This is a genomic window from Streptomyces sp. NPDC026417 (genome assembly GCF_055567695.1).
Genome location: NZ_JBVHPY010000073.1, coordinates 1 through 6,391, shown reverse-complemented (window position 1 = coordinate 6,391; position 6,391 = coordinate 1). Strand labels below are relative to the sequence as shown.

At 64.2% G+C, this 6,391-nt stretch carries 4 protein-coding genes and 7 pseudogenes; 7 read left to right on the top strand and 4 right to left on the bottom strand.

Annotated elements, in window-relative coordinates; translation table 11 throughout:
- Positions 1-69 precede the first annotated feature (69 nt).
- Positions 70-266, top strand: a pseudogene (locus ACZ4NT_RS38435) (IS5/IS1182 family transposase); the annotation flags it as partial.
- Positions 267-627: 361 nt separating this feature from the next.
- On the top strand, positions 628-1,119 hold the full coding sequence (locus tag ACZ4NT_RS38430) for a hypothetical protein (protein WP_467730059.1): 492 nt from the start codon (positions 628-630) through the stop codon (positions 1,117-1,119).
- Positions 1,120-1,128: 9 nt separating this feature from the next.
- Here ACZ4NT_RS38430 and ACZ4NT_RS38425 read toward each other — a convergent pair whose 3' ends face one another.
- Positions 1,129-1,581, bottom strand: a complete 453-nt coding sequence (locus ACZ4NT_RS38425) for an IS5 family transposase (RefSeq protein WP_467730063.1) — start codon at positions 1,579-1,581, stop codon at positions 1,129-1,131.
- Between the two features lie 26 nt (positions 1,582-1,607).
- On the opposite strand from ACZ4NT_RS38425, the pseudogene ACZ4NT_RS38420 reads away from it, so the two are divergent.
- Positions 1,608-1,943 (top strand): annotated as a pseudogene (locus ACZ4NT_RS38420) (helix-turn-helix domain-containing protein); the annotation flags it as partial.
- A gap of 242 nt (positions 1,944-2,185) precedes the next feature.
- Here ACZ4NT_RS38420 and ACZ4NT_RS38415 read toward each other — a convergent pair.
- Positions 2,186-2,491 (bottom strand): annotated as a pseudogene (locus ACZ4NT_RS38415) (transposase); the annotation flags it as partial.
- 101 nt (positions 2,492-2,592) lie between these two features.
- Here ACZ4NT_RS38415 and ACZ4NT_RS38410 point away from each other — a divergent pair.
- The 3 pseudogenes from ACZ4NT_RS38410 to ACZ4NT_RS38400 form a co-directional block, all read left to right on the top strand.
- A pseudogene (locus ACZ4NT_RS38410) lies at positions 2,593-3,409 on the top strand (IS5 family transposase).
- Positions 3,410-3,782: 373 nt separating this feature from the next.
- Positions 3,783-4,403 (top strand): annotated as a pseudogene (locus ACZ4NT_RS38405) (IS110 family transposase); the annotation flags it as partial.
- Positions 4,403-4,622 (top strand): annotated as a pseudogene (locus ACZ4NT_RS38400) (transposase family protein); the annotation flags it as partial. The pseudogenes ACZ4NT_RS38405 and ACZ4NT_RS38400, both read left to right, overlap by 1 nt.
- On the opposite strand, the pseudogene ACZ4NT_RS38395 reads toward ACZ4NT_RS38400, so the two are convergent.
- Positions 4,623-5,002: pseudogene (locus ACZ4NT_RS38395) on the bottom strand (transposase family protein); the annotation flags it as partial.
- Positions 5,003-5,116: 114 nt separating this feature from the next.
- Positions 5,117-5,689 carry a hypothetical protein gene (locus ACZ4NT_RS38390; RefSeq protein WP_467730057.1) on the bottom strand — a complete coding sequence of 191 codons (573 nt, stop codon included), beginning with the start codon at positions 5,687-5,689 and terminating at the stop codon, positions 5,117-5,119.
- Positions 5,690-5,781: 92 nt separating this feature from the next.
- Here ACZ4NT_RS38390 and ACZ4NT_RS38385 point away from each other — a divergent pair, with 92 nt between their 5' ends.
- Positions 5,782-6,300, top strand: a complete 519-nt coding sequence (locus tag ACZ4NT_RS38385) for an IS630 family transposase (protein WP_467730061.1) — start codon at positions 5,782-5,784, stop codon at positions 6,298-6,300.
- Positions 6,301-6,391 lie beyond the last annotated feature (91 nt).

Sequence of the window (6,391 nt, the reverse complement as noted above, 5' to 3'; positions counted from 1 at the left end):
TTCCCCACGACGAGATTAACGAGCGGACAAGCCAACAGTCACATGATCAACAGCTTTTGTTAGAGCCAGTTAGCCGACCGCGCCTACATGGGCGCCGGGCCGTGGGCGACGACGCCACTGCGTCCGCCCGGACGCGGGCTGACGCCGACTCAGCAGACCGTCAACCGGACGCCTTCGCTGGCAGGAGCGCCCGCCGATCACGGTGCAGCCCGAATCGAATGACCTCAGTCACCAAAGCCGTCCTCCCCCGGGAGCGGCAACTCTGAAAACTCTCACTGCCCCTCCCCGCCCGGGCGGGGAGGGTTCCCAGGTGCTGATCGGGGACGCCCAAAGTCTACTTCGGCAGCCGCGGAAATGTTAAGGGGGCCACCCCAATGAGGGTTCCTCCCTTCTCGCGTATAAAAGTTCCTAGACCTAGCTGGCTCTCCGACTCTTGCAGGGCCAGGATCAAGAGCTTCTTCATGAAGATCTCTGCTGGGCCCGCGCAGTAATCTATAAGGGGAAACCATGCGAAAAATGCTTACGTGTAAGAATCCCAAGGTGCAGGCAGGGGCGGCCGTGGCCGCCGCGGGCGCCGTCGCTGCGGGACTACTCATTGCAGGCGGTAGCGGCAGTGCAACCAATACGATGACCACCGCACAGATGCGCTGCTCTGATGAACATCAGGCCATCGCTAACGGAGTTGTAGGGTACCAAGATACTCAGCATCGGGTATGCGTCCAATTCAACTCCGGCCAGGCTCGGCCAATTCTGCAGGTGCGCGTCAACCCGGCCACTAACCCCACGCCGGGCGCGAAGATAGTTGGACACTACTACGTAAACCTCGCGAACAATAAGGGCCCGGTAGGAACGGGATTCCTTAGGACTAAGGTAGAAAAAGATATATCAAGTGGCGGCTGGTTTACCTGGGTGGGGCCATGGGATGTTGCCAACAACAAGGTTAACGGCGTTGCAGGCGACAAGAGCACCACTCAAATAAAAGTGAACGTGTTTGGTACCACTACTACCAGTAACGGCGTCGGCGTGGTTGTACGGTACACGTCGCCGATGGTTTCCGATGAAGCCATGGGGCACGTAATTACTCTACCCAGCTCATACGAGACGCTTGTGGCTTACTAAGACCGTGTCCTACGTGGTGAGGCGGATGAGTCGCTTGTAGCAGCACAGGGTGGCGGCGAGGCCGAGAAATGCCAGGTAGTTGCGGGGGTCGCGCTCGTAGCGGGGGCTGAGTCTGCGGTAGCCGGACAGCCACGACATGGTGCGTTCGATGACCCATCGGCGTCGTCCTAATCGTTCGCTGGACTCGATGCCCTTGCGGGCGATGCGGACTCCGATGCGCTTGCCACGTAGCCATCGGCGCAGGTCGGCCCGGTCGTACGCTTTGTCCGCATGCAGGCGCTGGGGCTTGAAGTACCAGCCACGGTGGGGGTCGTGTCTCGTTTGGTGACCCGTCACCATGGGCTTCAGCCCTTCGCTGTCGTGGGTGTTGCCGGCGGAGACGCCGACAAGGAGGGGCAAGCCGTTCGCGTCCGACAGGACGTGCATCTTGGAACCCGGCTTGCCCCCTTGGGTTCTACTGATCGTTGCAACGCCTCTTCTTGAGGGGTGTGATGTTCGAGATCCGCAAGGACCGGGCCAAGGCTCTGGGCGGCCGCAGGCGACTGGTCCGCGAGCGGGAGGAATACTTCCGCCTCGTGGACCAGGGTTACAGAAACACCGAGGCTTGCCGACTGGTGGGCATCAACGAACGAACCGGTCGTGAATGGCGCAACGGCAGGACGGCAAAAGATCGGTTCCGCGCACCGGCTCGTCCGGCGTCGGCTCCCGTTGGCCCGAGCCGTTTCCTGACCCAGGCTGATCGCCTGCACGTCGCCGATCGTTTGCGGGAGAAGGCAACGGTTAGGGTCATTGCCGCTGAGCTGGGCCGCAGTCCGTCCACCATCGGACCTTGACTCCGGATTTTGGACACCGGAGACACTTGGATCTTGATGGTCCAGGAGAACGGAGTCCTTGTGGGGATGAAGCATTACCCCGCCGAGTTCTAGGCGGACGCGGTCGCGTTGTACCGCTCGAGGCCGGGAGTGACGATCAAGTCGGTCGCCGCTGATCTCGGGGTGAGCACCGAGACGCTGAGGAGCTGGATCCGGGCCGCGGACGGCCGCCGGCCTGGCGCCCACTGCGCACCGATGAACCCGGTGTCGTCGATGATCAGCACTCCGTCCGGCCCGAGCCGTTCGGCGGTATAGGCACGGACATCGTCACGCAGGGCGTCTGCGTCCCAGACGCTGCTGTTCAGCAGCCGCTGGAAGCCGTCGGGAGTGCGGTGACCTGCCCAGTCCGCGAGCTGCCAGCCGTTCTTGCGTGTCGCCCGCCCCAGCAGACCGCGGACGTAGTCCCGCATCCGCCACCGCAGATCCGCACGAGCAAACCGGCCCGCCACCCGCTCGAACACCGACTCCAACTCACCCGTCCAGCAACTGACCTCAGTCATCCCCTCCATACCAGGACAACGACAACCACCAGCTCAGGACACGAACCGCTGCTGGAGTATTAGGCCGTGTCCTACGTGGTGAGGCGGTCGTTGGTTTCGGCATGGGGCGGGGTACGTGGAGTTGGATTGTTCCGGACGGGCTGTGGGAGATCGCGGAGCCGCTGATCCCGCCGTCGAGAGTGCGGCCGCAGGGCGGCGGAACGCAGGACACGCCTGATGAGACGCTCTTTGCGGCGATCGTCTACGTGCTGGTCAGCGGCTGCGCCTGGCGCCAACTGCCGCCCTGCTTCGGCATATCGAAGTCGACGGCTCACCGCCGGTTCCTGATCTGGTCGAGAGCCGGCCTCCGGGGGCGCCTCCACGAGGCCGTGCTGCACCGGCTCGACGACGCAGGCCTCGTCGACGTCACCCGAGTCGTCCTCGACACCGCCCACGTCCGGGCTAAAAAGGGGGCGAACACACAGGTCCGAGCCCCGTGGACCGGGGCAAGCCGGGTTCCAAGATGCACGTCCTGTCGGACGCGAACGGACTGCCCCTCCTTGTCGGCATCTCGGCCGGCAACACCCACGACAGCGAAGGGCTGAAGCCCATGGTGACGGGTCACCAAACGAGACACGACCCCCACCGCGGCCGCCATTTCAAGCCCCAGCGCCTCCACGCCGACAAAGCCTACGACCGACCCGACCTGCGCCGATGGCTACGTGGCAAGCGCATCGGAGTGCGCATCGCCCGCAAGGGCATCGAGTCCAGCGAACGCTTAGGGCGGCGAAGGTGGGTGATCGAGCGCACGATGTCGTGGCTGTCCGGCTACCGCAGACTCAGCCCCCTGCTACGAGCGCGACCCCCGCAACTACCTGGCATTTTGGACTCGCCGCCGCCCTCTGCTGCTACAAGCGACTCGTCCGCCTCACCACGTAGGACACGGTCTAAGGGCAGCGGGGCGGGTAACGCCTGATGTAGATCGTGTGCGCGGTCCTGGTGCGCATGGTGGTGGCGATTGCGTGGACGCCGGGCGGATACCTCGCGCCTACCTGGCCTCTTACGCCTCTGCGCAGATCGGCAACGTTCGGCGTCGCGACCGCCACCACTGTCAACAACTCGCCACTTGATCACTCGTTGGAGTTGGTGGTGCGAGCCCGCCACATGGGGGCCCCTGGGGTGCGCTGGTGCCACGTACGGCTAGTGAGGTGGCGGCCCGACCGTGCTGCGGCTGAGGCCTGGGATTAGGTCGCTGCGTGGCCCGCATGCGCTCGTGACCAGCGCAAACCTGTACATCGGAAAGGGAAGACCCTTGATCTACTGCGGAATCGACTGAGCGGAACGGACACACGATGTCGCCCTGGTCGACGACACCGGCGAGTTACTGGCCAAGCGTCACATCACCGATGACGCGGCCGGCTACAAGATGCTGCTGGACCTGCTCGCCGAGTACGGCGACACCGGGGAGAACCCGATCCCGGGGGCCATCGAGACGTCCCGGGGCCTGCGGGTGACGGTGCTGCGGACGGGCAAGAGGAAGGTGTTCGCGATCAACCCGATGGCCGCCGCCCGCTACCGTGACCGGCACAGCGTCTCGCGCAAGAAGTCCGACCCCGGTGACGCCCTGGTCCTGGCGAACATCCTGCGCACCGACATACACGCCCACCGGCCGCTGCCCGACGACAGCGACCTCGGCCGCGCCATCGCCGTCCTGGCCCGCGCCCAGCAGGACGCGACGTGGAACCGGCAGCAGATTTGCCAACCAGCTGCGGTCCCTCCTGCGCGAGTACTACCCGGCCGCCTTGGAGGCCTTCGCCCCCTGGACCAACGGCCTATGCCGGCCCGAGGCGCGCGAACTACTCAAGACCGCCTCGACAGGGCAGCACGGCTGAGCCGCACGCAGATCCAGGCCGCGCTCAAGCGGGCCGGCCGCAACACCGCAAGCACGGCATGAATGTGCAGGTCATCACCCGTCCCGACGGGACACCGCTCTGGTTCTCCCGCGCGACGCCGGGCCGCACACACGACCTGACCGCGGCCCCGGGCCCACGGCATCGTCAAGACCTGCTACACCCGACAGATCCTCGTTCTGGCGGACCGCGCTTACCAGGGCACCGGCGCGACCTTCCGCACCCCCTACTACCACCACCGCGGCGCGGATCCGGTCGGTGGGGATCAGGGTGCCGTCAACGATGACGTGGTCGCCTTCACCGAGGCCGGTGAGTGCTTCGTGGAGGCCGGTGCCCAGGACGCCAGGACGTCCAGGGTCTCGTCGACGTACCGCCGGGCGGTTGCCTGGGATATCCCGAAGCCCGCTCCGAGCTGCGAGAACGTCTCATTCTTACGCAAGTGCACCAGTGTGAGCAGTGCCTGCTGCAAGCAACCGAACCTGCGCCAGCGGGTGTTACGTGCCCGGCGGTGCTCGTACAGCCAGGCGACATGCTCGACGAGCTCGTGCGGGACGCCGAGCGTGGCAGGATACGGAACCAACAGGGCCCCTTCGGTCGCCGGTGTGCTGAGTGGAATCACCACCCCAACGACGAGGTGCCCTGCCTGGTCACCACACTCAATTGACCAGCCCATTTCACCCGCCAACACAGGATGAAAGAGGCTCAGTAACAGACAGACCCTTACAGGCCGGATCTCTCAGCACCAGACTGACCGGTCCAGCGGGAGCTGAAGTCCTGTTTCTCCATACTCCGAGCCGTAGTCATCCAAGGCGTCGGCAAGTTTGGGGAAGTGCGGGCGCAGAGTCTGCACCGCGTCACCGATTCCGACAGTCGCTCCGTTGACCCGGAAGTTCTTCAACTGGCCAGCAATCGCTCCCTGGCTCTTGTCGAACCAGTAGTACCCGTCCCAGGCCACGTAGGGAGTAGCCCCTGTGGTCGACTGGAAGCTCCAGTGATCGATCTGGACATACCGGCATGTCAGCATAGCCACGGCGAAACGTTTCGGCTCTGATAGGAGGAACCGCACGGCATCACCATTATCGACGGTGATGGCACGCTTCGAGTATTCGACGCACAGAGGGTTGCTGAACGCCAGCCACCAGGACGGCTTCTCGGCTTCACCGAACTGGTGCCACGTGCACTCGCCCGCAAACGCAGGCTCGGTGAAGGGCTGAGACGTCGTGGTGACGGCGGCGTGGGAGGTCGCGGGAGTGATCGCGATCAGAGTTAATGCTGCGGCTGCGGACGCGAGTAATCGTCGAATACGCACAAAGGTCCCCTTCAGCAGGCCTAGCACTGCAAGTGAACGATCCCTAACTGATTGTTCGGGTGAAGCATGCAGCACCAACCTGGCAGGCGGCAATAGGACGTTGCCAACTTGGCGGCACCTGTCCAGTCTGGGAGGTCGTTTACATCCGCTCCGGCGCCACCACCCTGTTCGCCGCACTGGAAGTCGCCACCGGCAAGGTGATCGGCTCCCTGCACCGGCGCCACCGGGCCGTCGAGTTCAAGAAGTTCCTGACCAAGCTAGACAAGGAAGTCCCCGCTGACCTCGATGTCCATCTGATCCTGGACAACTACGTCACCCACAAGACGCCCGCTGTCAAGCAGTGGCTGCTGGCGCACCCGCGCTTCCATCTCCAATTCACCCCGACGAGCTCGTCCTGGCTGAACCTGGTGGAGCGGTGGTTCGCCGAGCTCACGCAGAAGAAGCTCAAGCGAGGCGTCCACCGCTCCGTCCCGGCCCTCGAACGCGGCATCCGCACCTGGCTCGCCGTCTGGAACGACCACCCAAGGCCGTTCATCTGGACGAAGACCGCCGACGAGATCCTCGACAAAGTAGCCGCCTACTGCCGACGAACCTCCGACTCAGGCCACTAGTCTTCTGAGTCGGGAATTCCATTTAGATGTGTAGGGTTGTGGGGTGGCACGTACTGGGCGGCCGAAGGCCGAGTTGATCCTGTCGGATGCT